Source organism: Novosphingobium chloroacetimidivorans (assembly GCF_014204535.1).
Lineage (GTDB): Bacteria > Pseudomonadota > Alphaproteobacteria > Sphingomonadales > Sphingomonadaceae > Novosphingobium > Novosphingobium chloroacetimidivorans.
On the sequence record NZ_JACHLR010000009.1, the window covers coordinates 116261 to 139302 of the forward strand.

At 66.5% G+C, this 23042-nt stretch carries 22 protein-coding genes and 2 riboswitches; of the genes, 8 read left to right on the forward strand and 14 right to left on the reverse strand.

Going from position 1 to position 23042, the window contains the following annotated elements; translation table 11 throughout:
* Window positions 1-64: 64 nt before the first annotated feature.
* The 3 genes from HNO88_RS11775 (at window position 65) to HNO88_RS11785 (ending at window position 2827) form a co-directional block, all read left to right on the forward strand.
* A complete protein-coding gene (locus HNO88_RS11775; protein WP_184245332.1) occupies window positions 65-940 on the forward strand; it encodes a F0F1 ATP synthase subunit gamma in 876 nt (291 codons plus the stop codon).
* 24 nt (window positions 941-964) lie between these two features.
* Window positions 965-2422 (forward strand): F0F1 ATP synthase subunit beta, encoded by a 1458-nt coding sequence (atpD, locus tag HNO88_RS11780; RefSeq protein WP_184245334.1) that lies wholly within the window; start codon window positions 965-967, stop codon window positions 2420-2422.
* A gap of 147 nt (window positions 2423-2569) precedes the next feature.
* Window positions 2570-2827 carry an ATP synthase F1 subunit epsilon gene (locus HNO88_RS11785; protein ID WP_184245337.1) on the forward strand — a complete coding sequence of 86 codons (258 nt, stop codon included), beginning with the start codon at window positions 2570-2572 and terminating at the stop codon, window positions 2825-2827.
* 36 nt (window positions 2828-2863) lie between these two features.
* On the opposite strand, the gene HNO88_RS11790 is transcribed toward HNO88_RS11785, so the two are convergent.
* A complete protein-coding gene (locus tag HNO88_RS11790) occupies window positions 2864-3148 on the reverse strand; it encodes an HNH endonuclease (RefSeq protein ID WP_184245339.1) in 285 nt (94 codons plus the stop codon).
* A gap of 132 nt (window positions 3149-3280) precedes the next feature.
* Between HNO88_RS11790 and HNO88_RS11795 the strand changes: the two genes are divergently transcribed.
* Entirely contained in the window at window positions 3281-4819 is a 1539-nt protein-coding gene (locus HNO88_RS11795) for a hypothetical protein (protein ID WP_184245341.1), read from the forward strand.
* 92 nt (window positions 4820-4911) lie between these two features.
* Window positions 4912-6426, forward strand: a complete 1515-nt coding sequence (locus HNO88_RS11800; RefSeq protein WP_184245343.1) for a TadA family conjugal transfer-associated ATPase — start codon at window positions 4912-4914, stop codon at window positions 6424-6426.
* 39 nt (window positions 6427-6465) lie between these two features.
* Here the strand turns inward: HNO88_RS11800 and HNO88_RS11805 are convergent, their stop codons facing one another.
* On the reverse strand, window positions 6466-6666 hold the full coding sequence (locus HNO88_RS11805; RefSeq protein WP_184245346.1) for a hypothetical protein: 201 nt from the start codon (window positions 6664-6666) through the stop codon (window positions 6466-6468).
* Window positions 6667-6712: 46 nt separating this feature from the next.
* Here HNO88_RS11805 and HNO88_RS11810 point away from each other — a divergent pair, with 46 nt between their 5' ends.
* Together HNO88_RS11810 and HNO88_RS11815 are read left to right on the forward strand one after the other, a co-directional pair.
* Window positions 6713-7621, forward strand: a complete 909-nt coding sequence (locus tag HNO88_RS11810; RefSeq protein ID WP_312857064.1) for a DMT family transporter — start codon at window positions 6713-6715, stop codon at window positions 7619-7621.
* 107 nt (window positions 7622-7728) lie between these two features.
* On the forward strand, window positions 7729-7857 hold the full coding sequence (locus HNO88_RS11815; protein WP_184245349.1) for an entericidin A/B family lipoprotein: 129 nt from the start codon (window positions 7729-7731) through the stop codon (window positions 7855-7857).
* A 190-nt stretch (window positions 7858-8047) separates the two neighbouring features.
* On the opposite strand, the gene gcvPB is transcribed toward HNO88_RS11815, so the two are convergent.
* From gcvPB to gcvT, 4 genes are all read right to left on the reverse strand, one after another.
* On the reverse strand, window positions 8048-9643 hold the full coding sequence (gene gcvPB, locus HNO88_RS11820; RefSeq protein ID WP_184245351.1) for an aminomethyl-transferring glycine dehydrogenase subunit GcvPB: 1596 nt from the start codon (window positions 9641-9643) through the stop codon (window positions 8048-8050).
* The gene (gene gcvPA, locus HNO88_RS11825; RefSeq protein WP_184245353.1) at window positions 9640-10998 is read right to left on the reverse strand and encodes an aminomethyl-transferring glycine dehydrogenase subunit GcvPA; all 1359 of its coding nucleotides are present in this window, start codon (window positions 10996-10998) and stop codon (window positions 9640-9642) included. Before gcvPA ends, gcvPB begins: the two co-directional genes overlap by 4 nt.
* A 169-nt stretch (window positions 10999-11167) precedes the next feature.
* The gene (gene gcvH / locus HNO88_RS11830) at window positions 11168-11539 is read right to left on the reverse strand and encodes a glycine cleavage system protein GcvH (RefSeq protein ID WP_184245355.1); all 372 of its coding nucleotides are present in this window, start codon (window positions 11537-11539) and stop codon (window positions 11168-11170) included.
* Between the two features lie 10 nt (window positions 11540-11549).
* Entirely contained in the window at window positions 11550-12701 is a 1152-nt protein-coding gene (gene gcvT, locus HNO88_RS11835; protein WP_184245357.1) for a glycine cleavage system aminomethyltransferase GcvT, read from the reverse strand.
* Window positions 12702-12737: 36 nt separating this feature from the next.
* Window positions 12738-12860: riboswitch (glycine riboswitch) on the reverse strand.
* A 1-nt stretch (window position 12861) separates the two neighbouring features.
* A riboswitch (glycine riboswitch) is annotated at window positions 12862-12965 on the reverse strand.
* A gap of 424 nt (window positions 12966-13389) precedes the next feature.
* On the opposite strand from gcvT, the gene HNO88_RS11840 reads away from it, so the two are divergent.
* A complete protein-coding gene (locus tag HNO88_RS11840) occupies window positions 13390-13824 on the forward strand; it encodes a hypothetical protein (protein WP_184245359.1) in 435 nt (144 codons plus the stop codon).
* Between the two features lie 198 nt (window positions 13825-14022).
* On the opposite strand, the gene HNO88_RS11845 is transcribed toward HNO88_RS11840, so the two are convergent.
* From HNO88_RS11845 to tkt, 8 genes are all read right to left on the reverse strand, one after another.
* Window positions 14023-15126: an NADH:flavin oxidoreductase/NADH oxidase gene (locus HNO88_RS11845; protein WP_184245361.1), complete on the reverse strand. Its 1104-nt coding sequence runs from the start codon at window positions 15124-15126 to the stop codon at window positions 14023-14025.
* Window positions 15127-15423: 297 nt separating this feature from the next.
* On the reverse strand, window positions 15424-15909 hold the full coding sequence (locus HNO88_RS11850; RefSeq protein WP_184245363.1) for a hypothetical protein: 486 nt from the start codon (window positions 15907-15909) through the stop codon (window positions 15424-15426).
* 10 nt (window positions 15910-15919) lie between these two features.
* Window positions 15920-16831, reverse strand: a complete 912-nt coding sequence (locus HNO88_RS11855) for a fructose bisphosphate aldolase (protein ID WP_184245365.1) — start codon at window positions 16829-16831, stop codon at window positions 15920-15922.
* Between the two features lie 88 nt (window positions 16832-16919).
* A complete protein-coding gene (locus tag HNO88_RS11860; RefSeq protein ID WP_184245368.1) occupies window positions 16920-18029 on the reverse strand; it encodes an acyltransferase family protein in 1110 nt (369 codons plus the stop codon).
* Between the two features lie 254 nt (window positions 18030-18283).
* Window positions 18284-19483, reverse strand: coding sequence for a phosphoglycerate kinase (locus HNO88_RS11865; RefSeq protein ID WP_184245370.1), 1200 nt, complete (start codon window positions 19481-19483; stop codon window positions 18284-18286).
* Window positions 19480-19956, reverse strand: coding sequence for an MOSC domain-containing protein (locus HNO88_RS11870; protein ID WP_184245372.1), 477 nt, complete (start codon window positions 19954-19956; stop codon window positions 19480-19482). Before HNO88_RS11870 ends, HNO88_RS11865 begins: the two co-directional genes overlap by 4 nt.
* Before the next feature lie 13 nt (window positions 19957-19969).
* Entirely contained in the window at window positions 19970-20977 is a 1008-nt protein-coding gene (gene gap, locus HNO88_RS11875) for a type I glyceraldehyde-3-phosphate dehydrogenase (protein WP_184245373.1), read from the reverse strand.
* 14 nt (window positions 20978-20991) lie between these two features.
* Window positions 20992-22989, reverse strand: coding sequence for a transketolase (gene tkt, locus HNO88_RS11880; protein ID WP_184245375.1), 1998 nt, complete (start codon window positions 22987-22989; stop codon window positions 20992-20994).
* Window positions 22990-23042: the final 53 nt, after the last annotated feature.

A 23042-nucleotide genomic window follows, 5' to 3' on the forward strand; every position in this document is an offset into this window, starting at 1 on the left:
CGGGCCTGAGCCCGGGACCGACATCCGATCTCGGCAGCGGCCGGGACGATTTGGAGAATATTGAGTGGCTTCGCTGAAGGAACTCAAAGGCCGGATCAACTCGGTCAAGTCGACCCAGAAGATCACCAAGGCCAAGCAGATGGTCGCGGCCGCGAAGCTGCGCAAGGCGCAGGCGGCGGCCGAAGCCGGGCGCCCCTATGCCCAGCGCCTCGCCGAAGTCATGGCCTCGCTGTCGAGCAAGATCACCGTGACCGACAACTCTCCGAAGTTGCTGTCGGGCACCGGCAGCGACAGCGTGCACCTGCTGGTGGTCGCCAACTCGGACAAGGGCCTGGCCGGCGCGTTCAACTCGAACATCGTCAAGGCTGCGCTCACCGCCGCTCGCCGGCTCGAGGCCGAGGGCAAGACGGTGCTGTTCTACCTGATCGGCCGCAAGGGCCGCCCGGTGATCCGCCGCAACTATCCCAAGTCGATCCTCAAGATGTTCGACACCACCGACGTGCGCAACCCAGGCTTCGATGAAGCCGAGAAGATCGCGAACGAGCTGGTCGCGCTCTACGAGGAAGGCCGCTTCGACGTCGCGCACCTGTTCTTCTCGAAGTTCAAGAACGCTCTGACCCAGGAGCCGACCGAGCAGCAGATCATCCCGGTGCCTGCCCCCAAGGCCGCTGCCGTGACGACCGACGCCGTAGTCGAGTACGAGCCGGACGAGGAGGAAATCCTCGCCGCCCTGCTCCCGCGCTACCTCAAGACGCAGCTGTTCGGCGCGCTGCTGGAGAACATGGCGTCCGAGCAAGGCGCGTCGATGACCGCGATGGACAACGCCACGCGAAACGCCGGCGACCTCATCAAGACGCTGACCATCCAATACAACCGCAGCCGCCAGGCCGCGATCACCACCGAACTCGTCGAAATCATCGCTGGCGCCGAAGCGCTCTAAGCATCCGCAGGCAAGGAAAAGACAATGGCAACCGCCCCCGTGCTTAACCAGACCACTACCGGCAAGATCAGCCAGGTCATCGGCGCCGTCGTCGACGTGACCTTCGAAGGCGAGCTGCCGGCGATCCTCTCCGCGCTCACGACCGAGAACAACGGCACCAAGCTGGTTCTCGAAGTCGCGCAGCACCTCGGTGAGAACACCGTCCGCACCATCGCCATGGACGGCACCGACGGCCTGACCCGCGGCCAGAGCGTGACGAACACCGGTGCGCAGATCACCGTGCCGGTCGGCCCCAAGACTCTGGGCCGCATCCTCAACGTCGTCGGCGATCCGATCGACGATATGGGTCCGGTCAACTCGGACATGCACGCGCCGATCCACGCCGAGGCTCCTCCGTTCATCGACCAGTCGACCGAAGCGGCGATCCTGGTCACCGGCATCAAGGTCATCGACCTGCTCGCGCCCTATGCGAAGGGCGGCAAGATCGGCCTGTTCGGCGGCGCCGGCGTCGGCAAGACCGTGCTGATCCAGGAGCTGATCAACAACATCGCCAAGGGCCACGGCGGCGTCTCGGTGTTCGCCGGCGTCGGTGAGCGTACCCGCGAGGGCAACGATCTCTACCACGAGTTTCTCGACGCCGGCGTTATCGCCAAGGATGCCGAGGGCAACGCCACCTCGGAAGGCTCCAAGGTCGCCCTGGTATTCGGCCAGATGAACGAGCCCCCGGGCGCCCGCGCTCGCGTCGCTCTGTCAGGCCTGACCATGGCCGAGTACTTCCGCGACCAGGAGGGCCAGGACGTGCTCTTCTTCGTCGACAACATCTTCCGCTTCACCCAGGCCGGCGCCGAAGTGTCGGCTCTGCTGGGACGCATCCCTTCGGCCGTGGGCTACCAGCCGACCCTGTCGACCGACATGGGCCAGCTGCAGGAGCGCATCACCTCGACCAACAAGGGCTCGATCACCTCGGTCCAGGCGATCTACGTCCCCGCGGATGACTTGACCGACCCGGCGCCGGCGACCTCGTTCGCCCACTTGGACGCCACCACCACGCTGAACCGCGCGATCTCGGAGCTGGGCATCTACCCGGCGGTCGACCCGCTCGACTCCACCAGCCGCGTTCTGGAACCCCGCGTCGTCGGCACCGAGCACTACGAGACCGCCCGCCGCGTCCAGGAGACCCTGCAGAAGTACAAGTCGCTGCAGGACATCATCGCCATCCTGGGCATGGACGAGCTGTCCGAAGAGGATAAGCTGACCGTCGCGCGCGCTCGCAAGATCCAGAAGTTCCTCAGCCAGCCGTTCCACGTGGCCGAGGTCTTCACCGGCATCCCGGGCAAGTTCGTGCAGATCGAGGACACCGTGAAGTCGTTCAAGGCCGTCGTCGAAGGCGAGTACGACCACCTGCCCGAGAACGCCTTCTACATGGTCGGCGGCATCGACGAGGCGATCGAGAAGGCCAAGAAGCTGGCCGAAGAGGCCTGATGACGACTGCTCTCTCCCCTCCAGGGGAGAGATACGAAGGTTTGGTCGCGAAAGCGGCCTTACCGGAGTTGAGAGGGGCCTGCCATGGGCGCACGCCCCTCTCCCAACCCTCTCGCCTGAAGGGGAGAGGGCTTTGAAGGAACGTTCATGGCACTGCACTTCGAACTCGTGACCCCTGCCCGCCTCGTCCGCTCGGAAGAGGTTCACATGGTCGTGATCCCCGGCACCGAGGGTGAGATGGGCGTGCTGCAGGGCCACGCGCCGTTCATGACCACGATCAAGGACGGCCCGCTCAAGGTCTACCGCACCGAGAACGGCGCGCCCGAGGAAGTTCTGATCCAGGGCGGCTTCGCCGAAGTCGGCGCCAACGGGCTGACCGTGCTGGCCGAGCACGTCGAGGGCTGAGGCCCAAACACCGACCTTCCGTCCGCCAGCTGGCTTTTACCGCTTCCGCTTCGCCGTTTGCGCATGAAAGTCCGGCAGCTTGTCCGCCACCCAGCGCACGAACTTCGCGATCTCCGGTTCGCGGCGGAGCGCTTCGGCGTCGGTACCTCGGCGAGCGAGAGTGGCGTTGTCGAAGGTCGAGTGCAGCATGCGGTGGCAGATTGGGTGCACCGCCACCGTCGCTCGCCCGCCCCGGCTCTTGGGCAAGGGGTGATGCCACTCCACCTTGCGCCCGATCGGTCGCTCGCACAGCCAGCAGGTCGCCTCGTTCTCCGCGCTCATCGCAGCGCAAGATAGGCATGCCGCAGCGCATAGCGAGGTGCGCCAACTGCGTTCGGCAAGGATGCTCTGGCGAGGGCCAGCCGCGTGTGCTTGGGGTAACCGACGAACTGGCTTGGGGCGGTGAGGAGCACGATGAAGCCTGAACCCCGGCCCCTGCCCACATCGGCGCACATCTTCGCGGCAGCGCTGCTGATCCTTGCGACAGCCATTCCAGTGCTCGCCGTACGCATTCCGCCGATGATCGACGTGCTGGGCCACATCGGCCGCTATGCGCTGCAGACAGGGCTGGCGGATCATCCCTGGTGGCAGACGTACTACAGCTTCCACTGGCAAGTGATCGGCAATCTCGGCGCCGACCTGCTGATCGAACTGCTCTATCCGCTGCTTGGCCTCATGGGCGCCGTGCGCGCGGTCGTGGTGCTGGTGCCGCTGCTGGCCGCGAGCGCGATCGTCCTGCTTTCGCGCGAGTTCCACGGCCGCATCACGCCCCACGCCGTGCTGGCGCTGACCCTGATCTACGGACTGCCGTTCACCTGGGGCTTCCTCAACTTCTCACTGGCGATGGCGCTGGCCCTGCTCGCCTTCTGGCTGTGGGTGCGACTGGGTCGGCGCGAGCGAGGGGCGACACGCGTGCTGCTCACGGTGCCGATCGGCCTTGCCGTGTGGACCTGCCACACCTTCGGCTGGGCCTTCCTGGGCATCCTGTGCACGGCCGAGAGCCTGGTGCGCACGACGCGCCACAACCGGCCCATCCCGGCGCTGCTGGCGACGTTCCGCGAGTGCCTGCCGCTGCTCGCACCGCTCGTTCCCATGCTGCTGTGGCGCGGCGGCGCCAGCCAGACCGACACCGGCGGCTGGTTCGACCTGGCGCAAAAGGCGGGTTGGCTGGCCCGGATCCTGCGGCTCGAATCGGCCCCGCTCGACGTGCTCAGCGCGGGCGTGCTCGCGCTCGCCCTCTACGCCGGTCTGCGTAGCCGCCACACAAAGGTCCATCCGGTGCCCGGCCTTGCCGCGGCCATCGCCGCAGCGGCCTTCGTGCTGATGCCGCGCCAGATCTTCGGCTCCGTGTTCGCCGACATGCGGCTGGTCCCTTATGCCGTGATCCTGGCACTGCTCGCCATCCGTCCCTCTCCGCGCCTGGGATCATGGGCGATGGTGGCGGCACTGGCCTTCGTCGGCTTGCGCCTGGCGGTGACGACCCACGTCTATCGCGAGCGCGAGGCCGTGGTCGATGCGCAGATGGAAGCCTTGTCGGTGATCCCGCGCCACGCCCGTGTCGCCATGCTCGTCAGCCTGCCCTGCCCCTCGCAATGGGCGCTGCCCTGGTACTCGCACCTCGGCAGCCTGGCGCTCACCCGCAAGGAGATCTTCGTCAACGACCAGTGGGCGAACTCCAGCATGAACCCGCTCACCGTCCACTTCCCCGCCGCGGGCGAGTTCGCCACCGACGACCGCCAGCTGTTCTATCCGCGCCGCTGCGACAGTCCCGAGCGCCGGCTGAGCGACAAGGTGCAGGCGCTGCCGCTGGATGCCTTCACTCACGTCTGGATCGTGGGCGAGGAGCCCGCTGTCCTGCCCCGCCGCGCCGGGTTGACCCAGGTCTGGCAGCGTGGCGATGCCGCCGTGTTCGCGGCCGGCGCGCCGGTTCATGCCGCCTCGCCAGCGCATTAGTAAGTTATCAAAGCTTCAACCTTAATAGCCTGTCCAATCGAAACGCATCGCGCCCGGCATCGAAGTCAGGCGTGCAAGGGGTTGGTGGATTCATGACGGCATTCGGGCGACGCAGCGGCATCGGCGGAATGAACGCGGGCGCACGGCCTGCCTTCGGAGTGGCGAAGCCGCTCAAGGGCGCGGTGCCGGACCGTACCCAGCAGGTTCCTCTGCCGGGCGGCGAACAGTTCCCGCCGGTGCCGGGCGCGGAGGCCTTCGCACCGCCGGCGAACTTGCGCGACGATGCGATGAGCCGCCTCGCAGACCGCGCCAACGCGGTGCACACCGATGCCGAGCAGGACGGCTTCGAAGCCTCGATCCACAAGATCAAGGAGCAGGTCCTCCCGCGCCTGCTAGAGCGAGTCGACCCCGAGGCGGCGGCGACGCTGACCAAGGACGAGCTGTCCGAAGAGTTCCGCCCGATCATCATCGAGGTGCTCGCCGAGCTCAAGATCACCTTCAACCGCCGTGAGCAGTTCGCGCTGGAAAAGGTGCTGATCGATGAACTGCTCGGCTTCGGCCCCTTGGAAGAGCTGCTGAACGATCCCGACATCTCGGACATCATGGTCAATGGCCCGAACCAGACCTACATCGAAAAAAAGGGCCGGCTGCAGCTGGCGGGCATTCGCTTCCGCGACGAGCAGCACTTGTTCCAGATCGCCCAGCGCATCGTCAACCAGGTGGGCCGACGCGTAGACCAGACCACGCCGCTGGCGGACGCCCGCCTCAAGGACGGCAGCCGCGTCAACGTGATCGTGCCCCCGCTCTCGTTGCGCGGGACCGCGATCTCGATCCGTAAGTTCTCCGAGAAGCCGATCACCATCGACATGCTCAAGGACTTCGGTTCGATGAGCGACAAGATGGCGACCGTGCTCAAGATCGCCGGCGCATGCCGCATGAACGTGGTCATCTCGGGCGGTACCGGTTCGGGCAAGACGACCATGCTCAATGCCCTGTCGAAGATGATCGATCCCGGCGAGCGCGTGCTGACGATCGAGGACGCAGCCGAGCTACGATTGCAGCAGCCGCACTGGCTGCCCCTCGAAACCCGGCCGCCGAACCTGGAGGGCCAGGGTGCGATCACCATCGGCGACTTGGTCAAGAACGCCTTGCGTATGCGCCCGGACCGCATCATCCTGGGCGAAATCCGCGGCGCCGAGTGCTTCGACCTGCTCGCCGCCATGAACACCGGCCACGACGGTTCGATGTGCACGCTTCACGCCAACAGCCCGCGCGAGTGCCTGGGCCGTATGGAGAACATGATCCTGATGGGCGACATCAAGATCCCCAAGGAGGCGATCAGCCGCCAGATCGCCGAATCGGTCGACCTCATCGTGCAGGTGAAGCGCCTGCGGGACGGTTCGCGCCGCACCACCAACATCACCGAAGTGATCGGCATGGAAGGCGACGTCATCGTCACCCAGGAACTCTTCAAGTTCGAGTACCTGGACGAGAGCGACGACGGCAAGATCATCGGCGAATTCCGCCCCTCCGGCCTGCGCCCGTACACCCTGGAAAAGGCACGCCAGTTCGGCTTCGACCAGGCCTACCTCGAAGCCTGCCTCTAGACTCGGGCTAGGCGGTGCCGGTCAGGGCCGGCGCCTGCCCTACAACCAAGCCTTCGCCGCGCCTCCCAGCAGCAGCAGGGCCAGCATCGTCGACCAGAAGAACACCCCTGTCCACGGCATGAAGCCGACCTGGTCGAGCTGACTGCGCGCCATGCGGGCGCGGTCGCGCCACCAGGCGATGGCGGCGATCAGGACCGCCAGCCCACCGGCCGCGGCCATCCACATGGCGGAGTTGTCCATGCGCGCGCCCTTGCCTCGATCCGGCGCGTAGTTAAAGCGCCTTGCGGTGACCGATCGCCCCGAACGCCCCCTGCTTGGCCTGATGATGCGCGCTTGCGCCATGCTGCTGCTCTCGACGATGTTCATGCTCGTAAAGCTTGCAGGCGAAAGCGGCGTTTCTGCGCCAGAAGTGATGTTCTGGCGCCAGGCGGTGACGATACCGACGCTCCTGCTCGGGCTGGCGCTCACGGGCAACCTCGGCCTCCTGCGCACCCGTCGCATGGCGAGTCACGCGCGTCGGGCCGCGACCGGAACGTTCGGACTGTTGTGCAACGTCTCGGCCGCGATGCTGCTGCCCCTGGCCGAGGCCACGACGCTGGGCTTCACCACGCCGCTGTTCGCAGTGCTGATCACCGCCGTCGTCCTGCGCGAGCATGTCGGGCGCTGGCGCTGGACGGCCGTCGGGCTGGGCTTCGCCGGGGTGGTGATCGTGGCGCAGCCGGGGCACGCGCCGGTCGACCCCCTCGGCGTCGCCGCAGGACTTGGCGCCGGGCTCATCGTGGCGGCGGTGAGCTTCCAGATCCGCGACCTTTCGCGCACCGAGGCGCCGGTCACATGCGTGTTCTGGTTCGCGCTCTATGGCGCCGCGTTCACGGCGATCCTGATGCCGGTTTATGCGGCGCCCCACGATGCCTGGCAGTGGCTGATCCTGCTCCTCATCGGCCTGAGCGGCACCGGTGCACAGCTGCTGATCACGCTCGCGCTGCGCCATGCCGCCGTCGCGACGGTGATCGTCATGGACTATACCGCGCTGGTCTGGTCGACACTCTATGGCTGGCTGATCTGGGATCACCTGCCGCCAGCCGTCACCTGGATGGGCGCTCCGCTGATCGTCGCCGCCGGCAGCATCATCACCTGGCGCGAACACCATCTTGCGCGCGCGATCTCTCCCGCCACCGCACTTGAGGAAGATTAATCCCCGAGCGGGATTCATGTCGGGAACATGGCGCATCATCGAAGGTTGTCGCTGCGCAGGCGCCGAGCATCGCTCGTGCTGCCCCCGCATGCGAAAGGATCAATGATATGATGAAGAAAGTCGTCCTCGCCCTGGTCGCCGGCAGCATCGCTCTGGGCGCCACCGCTTGCAACACCGTCAAGGGTGCTGGCCGCGACGTCGAGTCGGTTGGCGAGGCTGCCGACAAGGCGATGTAATCCGCTGCGGCGGTCACCGGCTTCGCGCCTGGTGACCGCCGGACGGTTTCCATCCAGCCGCTTGATGAGCGGCGTTGGCAAAGCGCCCGCTCGAGCGGGATCAGCTGCGCCGTTTACACTTATCTACGCGCGACAGTGCGACAGATGCCAGGCGCATCGATCCAAGCGTGAAAACGCGCTCCAAACCCGATCAGCGGTCCCCAATTTCGCTCGGCGAGGGTTGCCCTGACGGCGCTGGCTCTCCCTTCCACACCAGCACCGGCTTTCGCGCCGCCAGTGTCTCGTCGAGGCGACGACGCGGCGCATAGTGCGGTGCCGAGTGCAGGCTCACGTCCCCGGCCTTCGCCCGCTCCGCCAGGCTCCGTAGGGAGGCGATGAAGCGGTCCAGGCCCGCCTTGCTCTCCGTCTCGGTCGGCTCCACCAGCATGGCACCGTGCACCACCAGCGGAAAATAGACCGTCATCGGGTGGAAGCCTTCGTCGATCAGCCCCTTGGCCACATCCAGCGTGGAGAAGCCCTCCGCAAATCCGCGGTCGCTGAACAATGCCTCGTGCATGCAAGGGCCGCTGTCGCCGAATGGCGCGTGGAGCACGTTCTCCAGGCTGCGCAGGACGTAGTTGGCGTTCAGCACCGCATCCTCCGCCACCTGGCGCAAGCCGTCGGCACCGTGGCTGAGGATATAGGTCAGCGCCCGGGTGAACATGCCCATCTGACCGTGGAACGCGACCATGCGGCCGAAGCTGTTCGGGTGATCCTCGCCCGCGGTCTCTTCCTCGACCAAGTGGATACGCCCCTGCGCGTCGCGGGTGACGAAGGGCAGCGGGGCAAAGGGCGCGAGCGCCTCCGACAGCACCACCGGCCCTGCGCCCGGACCGCCGCCGCCATGCGGGGTCGAGAAGGTCTTGTGCAGGTTGATGTGCATGGCATCGACGCCGAGGTCGCCCGGGCGGACCTTGCCGACGACTGCGTTGAAGTTCGCGCCATCGCAGTAGACGTAGCCACCGGCGGCATGGACCGCATCGGCGATCGCCTTCATGTCGGGCTCGAACAGACCGCAGGTGTTCGGGTTGGTGATCATCACTCCCGCCACGTTCGGCCCGAGCTTTGCCTTAAGCGCATCGAGGTCGACGCGGCCTGCGGCGGTGGCCGGAATGCTCTCGACCTTGAAGCCCGCGAAGGCAGCGGTCGCAGGGTTCGTACCGTGGGCGGATTCGGGCACCAGCACCACGTCGCGAGTTTCGCCGCGCGCGTCGATTGCGGCGCGGATGCAGAGCAGGCCGCACAACTCGCCATGGGCTCCGGCCTTGGGCGACATCGCGACCGCAGACATGCCGGTCAGCGTGACCAGCCAGTCGGCCAGTTGCGCAATCACCTCCAGAGCCCCGGGCACGCTCGCTTGCGGCTGGAGCGGATGGACGTCCGCAAAGCCGGGCAGGCGTGCGACCTTTTCGTTCAAGCGCGGGTTGTGCTTCATCGTGCACGAGCCGAGCGGGAACGGCCCAAGGTCGATCGCGTAGTTCTGGCGCGACAACCGGGTGTAGTGGCGGACCGTCTCCGGTTCTGTCAGCCCCGGCAGGTCCGGCGCAGCCTGACGCAGGGGAAGGCCCGCGAGTGGCGCAAGCTCGGGCTCGTCCATGTCGACGCCGCACTTGCCGTGACCACCCAGTTCGAAGCTGAGACATTCCTCCAGCATCAGCGCGTAATCGCCGCTGACCGTTGCAGGTTTGTCTCTCGTGGCGGCCTCGCCCATGCTCGGGCGCCATCCGGCGGTCTGGGTCGTGGTCATGCCAGCACTCCTGCAAGCTCGGTGGCGAAAGTCTCGATGTCCTCGTCGGTGACGGTTTCGGTCGCGGTGACCAGCAGCCCGTTCGCGAGCTCTGCCGCCCCGGGATAGAGCCGGCCCAGCGACACGCCGCCCAGCACACCGCGTTCGGCCAGCACCCGCACGGCATCGCGCGCATCGCTCGGCAGCAGCAAGGTCACCTCGTTGAAGTATGTCTGGTTGAGCAGCGACACGCCCGGCACTTGCGTCAGCCGTGCCACCAGCGCCTGCGTGCGCGCATGATTGATGCGTGCGAGCTTGGCCAATCCCTCGCCGCCTAGAAGTGTCATGTGAATGCTGAAAGCCAGCGCACAAAGCCCTGAGTTCGTGCAGATATTGCTCGTCGCCTTCTCACGCCGAATGTGCTGCTCGCGGGTCGAGAGCGTGAGCACGAAGCCCCGCTTGCCCTCCGCGTCCACGGTTTCGCCACACAGGCGCCCCGGCATCTGCCGCACGAACTTCTCACGACATCCGAACAGACCGAGGTAAGGCCCGCCGAACTGGAGGCCGACACCGAGCGACTGTCCTTCGCCCACGACGATGTCGGCTCCGAGATTCCCCGGCGCCTCGATCAGGCCGAGCGCGACCGGCTCCGTCACGACCGCGATCAGCAGCGCGCCCTTGGCACGCGCCGCTTCGGCGATCCCGGCGAGATCCGGGATGCGGCCGAGGATATCGGGATATTGCACCACCACGCAGGATGTCTGCGCATCGATGGCCTCGATCAGCTCAGCGTCGTCCGGCGCTGGCTCGAGACGCGGCTGGCGTGCATCGATCTCGTCGCGGGTGAACTTGGCCATGGTGCGCACGACTTGCGCGTAGTGCGGGTGGAGCCCGCCCGAGAGCACCGCCTTGCCCCGCCGCGTGATGCGCCCCGCCATCAGGATCGCTTCCCAGCATGCCGTCGAACCATCGTACATCGAGGCATTGGCGATGTCGGTGCCGAACAGCCGCGCGACCTGGGTCTGGAACTCGAACAGGACCTGCAGCGTGCCTTGCGCGATCTCCGGCTGGTAGGGCGTGTAGGCGGTCAGGAACTCGCCGCGCTGGATCAGGTGGTCGACCGAAGCGGGAATGTGGTGGCGATATGCGCCGGCACCCAGGAAGAACGGCGCATTTCCGGCAGTAAGGTTCTGCGCCGCCAGCCGGCTCATGTGCCGCTCGACCGCGAGCTCGCTGGCATGTGCGGGCAAGCCCTCGACCGGACCCGGAAGCCGCGCCTCGGGCGGTACGTCGGTGAACAGATCGTCGACCGAGGCGGCGCCGATCGTCGCCAGCATGGCGGTGCGGTCATCGGCGGTCAGGGGCAGATAGCGCATCAAAGAGCTCCGGATTGAAACTTGGATCCTCCCCTGCAAGGGGAGGGGGACCGCCGCCGCAGGCGGGGGTGGAGGGGTGTCCCGCTATCGTCATCTGCGACGCTGCCGGCTACACCCCTCCGTCAGCGCTGCGCGCTGCCACCTCCCCTTGCAGGGGAGGATCGTGAGGTCAAAGCCCCGCGACGAAGTCCTTGTACGCCGCTTCGTCCATCAGCGCCTCGAGCTCGGCCGGATCGCTCAGCGTCACGCGGAACAGCCAGCCGCCGGTCTCGGCGTCCGAGTTGACCAGTTCGGGTGCATCGGCCAGCGCCGGGTTCGCCTCGGTCACCGTGCCCGACACCGGGCTGTAGACGTCCGAGGCGGCCTTGACCGAGTCCACGACGGAGACCGAGTCCCCCTTGCCGACGGTGGCGCCCTCGGCCGGCAGTTCGACGAAGGTGATGTCACCCAGCTGGCCTTGCGCATAGTCGGTAATGCCGACGGTGCCGACCTCGCCGTTGACTTCGATCCACTCGTGTTCCTGGGTGAAATAGCGGGTCATGATCAAATCCTCAGCGGTAATAACGGTGGGGGACGAATGGCATCGGCACGACGCTGGCGGCGAGGCGCTTGCCGCGCACTTCCACTTCCAGCGAGGCACCCTCGGCGGCACAAGGCCGCTCGACGTAAGCCATTGCGATGGGGCGTTGCAGCGTGGGCGAGAAGCCGCCCGACGTGACCATGCCGACCTGCTGGCCGGCCGACCATACGCTCGCGCCTTCGCGAGCCGCCTGCCGGCCCTCCAGCGCCAGGCCGACACGCACGCTCTGGGTGCCACCGGCCAACAGGTCCAGCACGCGCTCGGCTCCGGCGAATCCGCCCTCCTCGCGCCGGCGCTTGGACACCGCGAACGTCAGCCCCGCGCTGACCGGATCGGTTTCGGGCGTCAGGTCATGGCCATAGAGCGGCAGCCCGGCTTCCAGCCGCAGCGAGTCGCGCGCTCCCAGGCCGATCGGCTTTACCTCGGGTTGTTCACACAGCGCATTGGCCAGAGCCTCGATGTGCTCGCCACGCACCGAAATCTCGAAGCCGTCCTCGCCGGTATAACCGGAACGGCTGATCCACAACGGGCGGCCGTCCCACAGGAAAGCGCCGGCCTGCATGAATGTCAGCTCGGCAAGGCAGGGCGTGCCGGGGGCCACTGGCTCCAGGTTCAACCGCGCGAGCGCGTCGGCCGCCTTGGGGCCCTGCAGCGCCAGCAGCCCATGCTCGTCGAGATGGTTGAGGGTGATCGCATCGGGCAGGTGCTCACGCAAATGGGCGATGTCGTCCCACTTGGTCGCGCCGTTGACGACGACGTAGATTTCTTCGCCACGATTGGTGACCATCAGGTCATCCAGCACGCCGCCGTTCTCGTCCAGCAGCAGCGAATAGCGCAGCCGCCCCGGCTTCAAGGCGGTGATATCTCCGGGCAGCAAGGCCTCCAGCGCAGCGGCCGCGCCTTCGCCCGAGACTTCGAGCTGACCCATGTGGCTGACATCGAAGAGGCCGGCGTTCTCGCGCGTCCAAAGGTGCTCGGCGATGATGCCTTCGTACTGCACCGGCATCCAGTAGCCGGCGAACGCGACCATGCGCCCGCCGCGTTCGCGGTGCCACGGGTCGAGCGGCAGCAGCTGCGTCTCGATGACGGCATCTTCGTCTTCGTAGGAATCCGGTTCGCTCAAGACACGACTCTCCGCACAGCTTCGGCACACCAAACAGGTGCCCCCTCTGTCACGGAAGCCTGAGAGCTTTCCCCCGGTTCCCGGCCGGATCGGCCAGGGTCGGGGTTACACCTTCGGCGGCCCCACCGATGCGACGGGGCACTTTCCAGAGTCTCGCTATCGACGCTGCGCGGTCCTTTTGCCTGAGAGATTCCGGGGCGGTTGCTCCTTCGGCGCCGGTGCGATCCGCAAGCGAATCGCGCCGAACTCTCCCGCGCTGTCAGCGATCGAGAGCGACGTTGGGAGAAGCCCTGGCCCAAGTCAACGTGCGCTGGGGTGCAGGCGTGAGTTCATCCACGCGCATGAGCGCCGCTTTTTTCCTGGCCGCCCTGCTTCTTAACGACGCCTGGGTCACCCATATGTCGGTGCGCTTGGGCCCCGGCTATTCCATCCAAGCAGCGATTTTCCGCCACTTTGCAATTATCTTACCAGCCGGTATAGAAACCGCGTTGACAGCGACTCGCAGCGCTTCTATACCGTCTAGTATAGAAAGAACGCAGCGCCGTTGCTCACGCGATCCCCGGATCACCTGGCTCGGTGTCACCCACTTCCGGCGCTTCCCCCCAGCGCCGGCGGATGCCTCGGTGCGTGCCTGTGTCCCCCCATTCGCCGGGGCACGCACCGAGGCCTTTTACAGGGAGCATGAGACATGGCCTTCATCGAATTCACAAACGCCGCTCCGGCTGCCCTGCCGATCGCCCACTCGGCGCTGTTTGCCGTCCCGCGTGGCGCGCCGCGCGTGGCGGAGGTGACGCCAATCATTACACCGGAGCCGCTTTCGACGCTCGAGCGCCGGGTTGTCCTGCTCGCTCGTGAAGATGGCATGGAAACCCTGCGGCCGCGTCGCAAGCGTTCATGGCTCGCCAGGCTGATGCTCGGCCCGCAAGCGCCCTCGCCGGTGCTGGCCAACGAGCGCCTGGAGGCGCTGCGCCGCCTCGCCGTGCAGGCATGGCATCATGGCTACACGGTGCCGGCCTCGGCACTGCGCGAGGCCAAGCAGGCCGGCTTCGACGAAACCCAGATCGGCGCCGTGATCGACATGATTGGCCGCTCGCGCCCTGCGGTGCGGCGCCTGGCCGCCTGAGCAGCGCGTCGGCATCATGGGCGTCCGTAGCGGCGCTATGATGCCGGCTTAGCTCCAAGTCCCAAGCACTCCTTCTTGGTCATTCCCGCAAAAGCGGGAACCCATCTTCGCGTGATCCCGCTTGCGCGAGCTCAGGAGATGGATCGCCGCTTCCACGCGGGATGACGCAGGTCAGGCTCCTTGCCGACCGCGTACTCTTCAAGCTTCGAACAGATCCCGATACTGACGCGGCTGCGAGCGCAAGTATTGCGGCGGCGCCTTCACGCGCGCGCCCAGGTGCGCCGCGGCGTGCCATGGCCAGCGCGGATCGTAGAGCACCGTGCGCGCGAGGGCGATCAGGTCCGCATCTTCCGTGGCGACGATCGCCTCGGCCTGTTCGAACTCGGTGATGAGGCCAACCGCCACCACCGGCATCCCGGTCGCCTGCTTCACGGCTCGAGCGAGCGGCACCTGGTAGTTCGGCCCGACTGGGATCGCCTGACGCGGGTCGAGACCGCCGCTGGAGACGTGAGCCGCCGCACAGCCACGCCGCTCCACCTCCTGCATCAGCGCGACGGTATCGTCGATCGTCCAGCCGCCCTCGACCCAGTCCGTACCGGAGACACGCACCGTCACCGGTCGGTCTGCCGGGAAGGCGGCGCGCACCGCGTCGAACACCTCGAGCGTGAAGCGCATGCGGTTCTCCAGGCTGCCGCCGTACTCGTCGGTCCGATGGTTCGAGAGCGGCGAGAGGAACTGGTGCATGAGGTAGCCATGTGCCGCGTGCAACTGCACGGCGTCGATACCGAGACGTGCCGCACGCCGGGCCGCCTCCGCAAACGCTTCGACCAGCTCGGCAATCTCGTCGACGCTCAGTTCGCTGGGCGCATGCTCGTGTGCCTCGAACGGCACGGGGGATGGCGCGCGTGTCTGCCAGCCGTTCGCCTGGTCTGGCGCGATCTGCTTGCCGCCCAGCCACGGCAGATCAGTCGATGCCTTGCGCCCGGCATGGGCAAGCTGGATTGCGATCGGCATGTCGGAATAACGGCGCACGCTTTCCAGCACCTTGCCCATCGCGGCCTCGGTCGCGTCATCCCACAAGCCGACGTCGGCGTAGGAGATGCGCCCCTCGGGCACCACCGCTGTCGCCTCGATCGTCAGCAGTGCCGCACCGGAGAGCGCGAGCTGACCGAGGTGGATCGTGTGCCAGTCCGTCATGCAACCGTCGACCGCCGAGTACTGGCACATCGGCGCGATGACGATGCGGTTGGCCAGCGGCAAGCCGCCGACGGCAAGCGGCTCGAACAGCTTGGGTGAGGACACAGGGTACTCCTTGTCAGTAGGGTCTTCGCGGCGGGACCGCCCGGCTGCGTGATCTGGGTGGCGCGGTTTGCGAGGACAAGATGCGCGCACTTGCCCAGATTGCATGCCGTGATGCGCGGCACGCAGGCGCGTGCAGGGATCGTGTCGCAAACGGCTTGCGCAGCCTGGACCCTGCCGGCCTCGCACGGGATCGGCGCGGGGCTGCGAGCCCTCACATGACCTCACGACGACAGGATCCTTCGGAAGTCCGGACCGCCGTGATTCCGTCAGCGGCCGCGACGCTTCATCCTCGGCCGCCTACGCCTGGATCGACATCCCCCGCAGCGCAGCATCGAACGACGCCGCATCGTCGAACCGCACCGCGATCCGGCGTGTGCCTCTGCGGTCGGCCATGGGCGCGCGAAGCTCGATCAGTCGATTTGGATGCGCCATCGGCACCAGGTTGCGCGTGCCGGGAGCCTTTAGCAGCTCCGCCGACACATCGGCGCGCACATCGGCAATCATGTCGAGCGGAATGTCGATAGACCGCACAGACCCCATGTGCAGGCGCAGATGGTCGCTAAGCAGCTCGTGCGGCAAACGCTTCCAGCTGGTCACCCAGCGGATCAGCCACACCATGGAAAGCAGAGTCAGGACGCTCATGGCCCAGGCCGCACGGTGCGACCAGAGCGAGAGCAGCAGGTGCACGCCGACCAGCTCGCAGCCGGCCAGCATGACCATGGCCCAGAGCATCGGCACGACCCCGCGATGGTTCGCGAACTTCGTGACCGTACCCTGGGCCATCATTGGGCCATCACGCGGCGGCAGTCGCCTCGATCTTCTGGGTCGAACCCTTGTAGATCTCGTCGATCGCCTGCCCAAGCGACTTGTCGAACTCGGCATCCGTCATCTGGAAACGCAGGTCCTGCAGCAGCGCGCGGCTGAAGCTGGCGATGATGCCCTTGTTCTTCGACAGCTCGACGCAGGCTTCGGGACGCTCGTAGCCGCCCGACAGCGCGACGACGCGCAGGACCTTGGGGTGCTCGACCAGCGGGTCGAACGTGCCCGGCTTCACCGGCAGCGAAAGCTTGAGCATGACCTGCACGCCCTCGGGCAGGGTGTCGAGGTTCTTCAGGATCTCGGCGAGCAGGATCTCGTCGCACTGCGCGCGGGTCTCGCTCTTGATGTTGATCTCGGGCTCCAGCATCGGCATCATGCCATGGCTGAGCACCTGATTGCCGATCTCGAACTGCTGCTTGACGATCGCGGCGATGCCTTCCTGGTTCGCCGAGTTGATCACCGAGCGCTCCTTGGTGCCATATACGCCCAGCGCCTTCGACCGCTCCAGCAGGGCATCGAGCTCTGGCATGGGCTTCATCAGCTGGACGCCGTTCGCCTCGTCCTCCAGGCCCTTGTCGATCTTGATGAAGGGGACGACGCCCTTGGCGATCAGCGCCTGAGGGGTCGGTACGCCGCCGACCTGACCGTCCATGGTCCGCTCGAACAGGATCGCGCCGATCACCTTCTCGCCGGTGAACGCGGGCGAGGAAATGATGCGGCTGCGCATGTCGTGGATCAGGCCGTACATGCCGGCCTCGTCGCTCCATGCACCCTCTTCGATGCCGTAGCCCTTCAAGGCCTTGGGCGTCGAACCGCCGCTCTGGTCAAGTGCGGCGATGAAACCTTTGCCTGCGGCCATCTTGGCAGTCATGTCGGCGGTCTGCATGGTGTTCCCCTGTTAATTCGCGAACGGATGTCTTCGTCTATATGGAGGCCGTGTTTTTCGCAACTGCGGCATCGTTGTAGTTGGATGTTCAGGCGCCGAGTGGACGCGCGCCCCGGGCCTCTCGCCGCAGCATGGCGGTGAGCCGGCGACGCAGCGGCAGGTCGTACCACCGCACGGCCGCCCACGCCGCGGTCAGCATGATCGCCAGGAACAGCGTCGCCGCCGGCAGGGGCGAGATCCGCAAGTAGCGCACCGCCGCGCGCATGGGCTCGATGAAGGACCAGTGCACCGCGTAGAGCGCGTAGGATACCTCGCCGACGAAAGCCGCGGCCGGCGCTGCAAAGCGCACCGGCTCGGTCCGGCTGCCCAGGTAGACCAGCACCGGCGAGAAGACGAGGATGATCGCCAGATCGTAGCCGGCGATCCAAGCCTTGGGCACCGGCAGCGCCAGCAGCACGCCGATGGCGGCGATGCAGGCAACGCCCAGCCAGCCGGAGGCACGCGGCGTCTCGGACTCCGCAGCACGCCGCCAGTCGGGCAGCATGGCGATGATCACGCCGAGCGTGAACGAGAACGCGGTGCGCATGAAGGCGATGCCGTGCTCGCCCCAAAGCGCGCCGATGTTGCCCGATCCATTGTCGAGGATGATCGGCGCCATGCCCATCGCCGAGACCACGCAGATCGCCACGAGCGCCAGGCGCGGGAGGCGAAAGATCAGCACGATCAGCGCGAGATTTGCCACGATCTCGAAGAACAGCGACCACGACGGCACGTTCAGCGGGTAGTACGGCAGCCCTGCCGGCGATGGCAGCATCAGGCCGTTGAACAGCATGGTCGTGGCCAGCTTGGCCGAAGCGGGTGCATGCGGATCGTCGACCAGGATCTGCTGCAGTGCCAGCGCCAGGCCAAGCATGAGCCCGAGCAGAAACAGCGGATAGAGCCGCGCCAGCCGTTGCGCCATGAAGCGACCGATACCCAGCCCCTCGCGAAAGCGGGGCAGATAGCTGCGGTAGAGCACGAAGCCGGAGAGGACGAAGAAGAAGTCCACCGCGACGTAGCCGTGCGGCATCAGGTAGATGTCGAAGTGGAACAGCGCAACGGCGATCGCCGCAACACCGCGCATGCCGTCCAGAGTGACATACCGCGCCGGTGGACGGCCATCCGCTCGCGGGAGCGCTTCGGGGAGTGCCTTGATCATCCTCGGGGCAAGCCTAGCCTCTTTGAGGGTCACGAGCCATTCCTGGCGACGTGCACAGCGTGGGAATGGCTCCGGGCTGAAATCGCGACCAGGTGCACCGACTACGTCGTCCCGGGGCTTTGACCCGGGATCCCGCTTTCCATTGCACCGTCAGCGACGAACAGTAATCCCCAGGATCAAGCCCGATACGACGGGTAGTTGCTCACCCACTTCATAGCAACGTTTGGGCCCGCCTTGACGGCGATGAGCCCTGCTCAGGCCTCCAGAGCCGCCACGCCGGGCAGCTCCTTGCCTTCCATCCATTCTAGGAACGCGCCGCCAGCGGTTGAAATGTAAGAGAAATCCTGCGCAACACCCGCATGGTTCAGAGCCGCAACGGTGTCGCCACCGCCGGCGACCGACGTCAGCGATCCCTCGCGGGTGAGCGCCGCAGCGGTCTTGGCCAGGGCAACCGTGGCAGCATCGAACGGCGCCATCTCGAAAGCGCCCAGCGGACCGTTCCAGATCAGCGTGCGGCAGGTCTTGAGCACGTCGCCCAGAGCCTCGGTGGCCGAGGGGCCGGCATCGAGGATCATCTCGTCGGCCGCGACTTCGTGCACGTTGCAGGTGCGCAAGCTCGGCGGATTGGCGGCGAACTCCTTGGAGACGACCACCTCGTAAGGCAGGTGCACGGTGCAGCCTGCCTTTTCGGCAGCCTCCAGGATCTGGTTGGCGGTGTCGGCGAGGTCATGCTCGCAAAGCGACTTGCCCACGTCCACGCCCTTGGCGGCGAGGAAGGTGTTGGCCATGCCGCCGCCGATGATCAAGTGATCGACCTGGGTGACGAGGTGCGTCAGCACGTCCAGCTTGGATGAAACCTTAGCGCCGCCGACGACCGCGGCGACCGGCTTGACCGGCTTGCCCAGCGCCTTGTCGAGCGCCTTCAGCTCGGCTTCCATCGACCGCCCGGCATAGGCGGGCAGCACTTTGGCGAGGCCTTCCGTGGTCGCATGTGCGCGGTGCGCAGCCGAGAAGGCATCGTTCACGTAGAAGTCGGCGTTGGCGGCGATCGCCTGCGCCAGTTCGGGATCGTTCTTCTCTTCGCCCTTCCAGAACCTGGTGTTCTCCAGGATCGCGATGTCACCTGGCCGCAGGATGCCCACCGACTGCGCGACGACCGGCCCGGCGATCTCCGGCACGAACATCACTTCCTTGCCGAACACCTGCTCGACCGCGCCGACCACCATCGACAGCGACTGGGTGGAGCTGCGCTCGCCCTTGGGGCGGCCGAAGTGGGCCAGCAGCAGGACCTTGGCGCCCTTCCCCGCCAGTTCCAGCACCGTCGGCGCCGCGGCGCGGATGCGGGTATCGTCCGTCACGGCACCGTCCTGCATCGGCAGGTTGAGGTCGACACGAACGAGCGCGACTTTGCCGTTTACATCGGGAAGATCGTCCAGGGTCTTGAAAGCGCTCATCTTTCGATCCTTATTTCATCGCCCACGGCGATCTCGCCGTCCGTTAACACTTTGCCGAGCACGCCGCCGCGCCAGTCCGGCAGCAGCGCTGCCTTGAGGCCGGGCAGAAGCTCCTCCATGCGGCTGCATGGATCGCATTCCTGCGTGACCAAGATGCGCAGGCTGGCTCCGATCGCGAGGACAAAGCCTTCCTCGCGCGGCAGGCGCAGCCCTTCGATGAGGAGGTTGGCCCGGCGCGAGTGCCAGGGCGGCGGATCGTCGCCATGAAGCTGGAGCTCGGCCATTGCCGCCGCCCAGCTTTCCGCTTCGATCAGAGACACTTGCCGGCGCCCCTTGCCACCCGGCTTGACCGCGCCGCGAAAGTCGCCCTGCAGCCCCCCCGCGACGGTGACGGAGACATGCTCGACCGTCTCGATTGGCCCGCGCGGCCGTCCATGCCGCGCGATGCCACCCAGTCTGCCCGCCTCCGTCATTCCCTCGCGTCGCTTAGAGCAGCTTGCCCATCACGCCGGCCGTGTCGACCATGCGGTTGGAGAAGCCCCATTCGTTGTCGTACCACGAGAGCACGCGTACCAGCTTGCCTTCGAGAACCGCGGTTTCCAGGCTGTCGACGGTCGACGATGCCGGATCGTGGTTGAAGTCGATCGAGACCAGCGGCTCGTCGGTGTAGGCGAGCACGCCCTTGAGTTCGCCCTCGGCCGCTTCCTTGAGCAGCGCGTTGACTTCCTCGGCGGTGGTATCGCGCGAGGGCTGGAAGGTCAGGTCGACGACCGAGACGTTCGGAGTCGGCACGCGGATCGACGAGCCGTCGAGCTTGCCCTTCAGGTCGGGCAGCACGAGGCCGACGGCCACGGCTGCGCCGGTGCTGGTCGGGATCATGTTCATCGCCGCGGCGCGGGCACGGCGCGGGTCGGAATGGATCTGGTCCAGGATCTTCTGGTCGTTGGTGTACGAGTGGATGGTGGTCATCAAGCCGCGCTCGATGCCGATCTTCTCGTGCAGGACCTTGGCGAGCGGCGCCAGGCAGTTGGTGGTGCACGAGGCGTTCGAGACGACGGTGTGATCGGCGGTCAGCTTGTCATGGTTGACGCCATAGACGACGGTCAGGTCGACGTTCTTGGCGGGCGCCGAGATCAGCACGCGCTTCGCGCCCGCGGTGATGTGCTTGGAGGCGCTGTCCTTGTCGGTGAAGAAGCCGGTGCACTCCAGCGCGATGTCGATGCCGTTGGCGGCATGCGGCAGGTTCGCCGGATCGCGCTCGGCGGTAACCTTGATGCGCTTGCCGTTGATGATCAGGTCATCGCCATCGACTTCGACGGTGCCCTCGAAGGCGCCGTGCACCGAGTCACGCTTGAACAGGAGGGCGTTCGCCTTGGCGCTCGCGAGGTCATTGATCGAAACGAGTTCGAGATCGTGGTCGGTACGCTCCAGGATGGCGCGAGCGACATTGCGCCCGATACGTCCGAAACCGTTGATCGCAACCTTGGTCGCCATAGAGAAAACCCTCCTTACGTGCTGAGTTTGTCCAGAATCTTGGGAACGATGGAGTCCGCGGTGAAGCCGAAGCGGGCGAACAGATCCTTGGCCGGAGCCGATGCACCGAAACGGTCGATGCCGATGTTAAGGCCGTTGACCATGGTGTAGCGCTCCCACCCCCAGGTCACGCCCGCCTCGATCGAGACGCGCAGGATCTGCGAGGGATCGACATCGGGCAGAAGCTCGCGCTTGTAGCCCTCGTCCTGCTGCTCGAAGAGGTCGAGGCAAGGCGCGGAGATCACGTCGGCGCCGATGCCCTGGCTCTCCAGACGCTCGGCGACTTCGACCGCCACCTGAACTTCGGAGCCGGTGGCCATCAGGATGACGCGTCGCGCCGCCTTTGCGCTGCGGAGCCGGTAGGCCCCGCGCGCGGTCGGCAACTCGCCGGCCGGGTGATCGGCGTGGCGCAGCTGCGGCAGATTCTGGCGGCTGAGCGCGAGCACAGACGGCGTGTTCGGCGTATCGAGCGCGATCTGCCAGGCCTCGGCGGTCTCGATCACATCGGCCGGGCGGAACACGTTGAGGTTCGGGATCAGGCGCATCGACATGATGTGCTCGACCGGCTGGTGCGTCGGGCCGTCCTCACCCAAGCCGATGGAATCATGCGTCAGCACGTAGACCACGCGCGTCTGCTGCAGCGCCGACAGGCGGATCGCATTGCGGCAATAATCGGAGAAGATCAGGAAGGTGCCGCCGTAGGGGATCACGCCCCCGTGGAGCGCCATGCCGTTCATCGCCGCGGCCATGCCGAACTCGCGGATGCCGTAGTAGACGTAGCGGCCGGCGTAGTCCTCGGCGGTCAGCGGCGCCTGGTTCTTCGCCTTGGTGTTATTCGAGCCGGTGAGGTCCGCCGAGCCGCCGATCAACTCGGGGATCGCCGGAACCAGCACGTTGAGCACGTTCTCCGAAGCCTTGCGGGTGGCGATGTTGGCGTCGCCGGAGAGCCAGCCCTGCAATGCGGCGCGGGCCGCGTCGACGTTCGGCAGATCGCCGGCCATGCGGCGCTGGAACTCAGGTGCCTGCGGATCGGCCGCGACGCGCGCCTCCCACTCGGCACGCGCATCGGCGCCCTTGGCACCCACGGCGCGCCAATCGGCCAGTACGTCCTCCGGGATCACGAAAGGCTCTGCCGTCCAGCCCAGGCCGGCGCGGGCGGCGGCGATCTCGTCAGCGCCGAGCGGGGCGCCGTGAACGTCATGCCCGCCCTGCTTGTTGGGCGCGCCCTTGCCGATGATCGTGCGGCAGGCAACCAGCGATGGCTTTTCGGACAATTCGGCTTCCGCAAGCGCGCGCTCGATGTCTGCGTAGTCGTGACCATCGCAATGGAACACGTCCCAGCCCGACGCCTTGTAGCGGGCGGCGATGTCCTCGGTGGTGGACAGCGAGGTGTCGCCGTCGATGGTGATGCGGTTGTCGTCCCACAGCACCTTCAGGCGGCCGAGCTTGAGCGTGCCCGCCAGGCCGATCGCCTCGTGGTTGATGCCCTCCATCAGGCAGCCGTCGCCCGCGATCACCCAGGTGTTGTGATCGACCAGGTCGTCGCCGAAGGTCGCGTTCAGGTGACGCTCGGCAATGGCCATGCCGACTGCCATCGCCATGCCCTGGCCCAGCGGACCCGTGGTGCACTCGATGCCCGGGATCAGGAAGTTCTCGGGGTGGCCGGCGCAGACCGAGCCCATCTGGCGGAAGTTGCGGATGTCCTCGATCGTCGGGCTGTCATAGCCGGTGAGGTACAGCAGCGAGTAGATCAGCATCGAGCCGTGGCCGGCCGAGAGCACGAAGCGGTCCCGATCGGCCCAGTCGGGCCGCTTGGGATCGAAGCGCAGGAACTCGCTGAACAGCACCGTCGCTACATCGGCCATGCCCATCGGCATGCCCGGGTGACCACTGTTCGCCGCCTGCACCGCGTCCATCGACAGCGCACGGATGGCGTTCGCCATCGGCGCGAAGCGGGTGGGATCGGTGCTCATGCTGGTACTCCGCGCGGGGAAACGCCCGTGTTCGGTCGATTCGATTTCGCCGC